Here is a 1,763-nt window from a genome sequence, read left to right on the forward strand (position 1 = left end):
CGAGCATGCGGGCCCGCATCGTGTCGTCGTGCGCCACGTGGGAGGCGCGCAGCGCGCGAGCCAGGCGAGCGCGGCGCCACGGCGTGCTGCGCCCGGCCAGCGCCAGGCGGGCAGCGCGGTGGGCGGCCCGATCTCGAGTACGGGCCAGCGCGGTCCGACCATCGTCCGCGAGCCCGATCCTGGACAGGGCCCGCTCCCGCAGCTCCGCCGCGACCCGGGCCCACGTACCGCTCACAGCCGGCCGATGGGCCCGCAGCTCGATCCCGAGCGCGAGATGCAACGCCAGCACGCCGAGCACCGGCCCCAGCGCCACCCTCAGCGCCCCGCCGACCGGGCCGGACAACCACACCGCAGCGACGCCGAGAGCCGCGCAGATGCCCCACGCGAGCCAGCGCGCCGGGCCCGGCTGGCCAGACCGGCGCACCCCCGCCCGCATCGCCACCCCACACGCGATCAGGGCAACTTCCGCGACGAGGAACAACGCCGCGCGCTCCCACATCTGCGTCACGCCGAGCAGGCCGAACGCGCGCCACGAGGTATCGGCGCTGACCAGCAAAGACAGGGCGGAGACGGCATAGAAGCTGCGCGAGCCAGCATCTGCCGAGGTGATCTTCATGAGGGACAGCCTCCGATGCAACTGAGGTATGCGATGCAGCGAGGGTACGTGTTCCGATGTATCCGATGCAAGTGATGTACCCGATGAGAGAGAGGTAGGTGACGTGAGAGAGTGGAAGTTGTGACCGAAGGACGCCTGCTCAGCACCGGTGAGGCAGCTGACGCCTTGGAGATCGACCGCACGACGCTTGCTCGCTGGGCTCGGGCAGGTCGAGTCACTCCGGCGTCGAAGACCATCGGCGGATACCTGCGCTGGGATCTCGCGAAGCTGCGGACCGAGCTTGAGGCGGCAGGAGCAATCACTCCCAGTCGGGAATCGGACTGACTCCGGGTGGTTTGAGCTGGTCATGGCCTCACCGTGGGCCACGTCACGCATCGCTGGGCAGTGGCACGGTGGGTGCCAGTCAAGTTGTCACCCCGTATCACCCCCTGGCATCGGGGAGACTTGAGAGCGCCGTCGCTGCGAGCTGGGAAGGGGACCACGGGGCATGGACGAACTTCCGGCGTGGGCTAGTCGCATCCGCGCCGAGCGGAACGCGCGCCGCTGGTCTCAACGGGATCTAGCTCGGGCGATGAGTGCTCATGCCGAGGTGCCGACTGATGACGAGCCGGGTCGAAAGCTGGACATCGAGAATGTCCGCCGACGCCTGATTGATTGGGAAAAAGGCCGAAACGCGCCAGATCGATACCATCAGGCATTGATCGCGCGGTCATTCAATACTGTCACCGCGGCGTTTTTTCCGGAACAGGAGCGGGCCAGGCGTGAGGCAGAACTAGCCGAGTCGCACGGACAAGATACGTTTACGATTGTTCAGCGACTTCAGCGGTCTGATATAGACGGCGCTACGCTCGACGCGCTAAGAATCACGATCGATCAACTATGCTGTGACTATGCGACAGTTCCGAGTCGACAACTAGTTGACCAGGGACACCGATGGCTACATCACGTCTCTGGCATGCTGGCTGGCTCGTTGACCCTGAGCCAGCACAGAGAGGCAATGGTGCTCGCGGGTTGGCTGGCACTATTGGTGGGTTGCGTCGAGTGGGACATGGGGCGCGCAGCAGATGCGGAAAAAACGCGTCGGGCTGCATTGTCCCTGGCAAGAGAAGCTGAAAACGCGGAGCTTGCCGGGTGGGCCCATGAGATG

Annotated in this window: 2 pseudogenes; one reads left to right on the plus strand and one right to left on the minus strand. The window is 65.9% G+C overall.

Annotated features, from left to right (window positions below):
• A pseudogene (locus Ae505Ps2_RS29160) lies at positions 1-616 on the minus strand (hypothetical protein); the annotation flags it as partial.
• A 487-nt stretch (positions 617-1,103) separates the two neighbouring features.
• Between Ae505Ps2_RS29160 and Ae505Ps2_RS32905 the strand changes: the two are divergent.
• Positions 1,104-1,763: pseudogene (locus Ae505Ps2_RS32905) on the plus strand (hypothetical protein); the annotation flags it as partial.

It is taken from the genome of Pseudonocardia sp. Ae505_Ps2 (assembly GCF_001932425.1).
Classification (GTDB): Bacteria; Actinomycetota; Actinomycetes; order Mycobacteriales; family Pseudonocardiaceae; genus Pseudonocardia.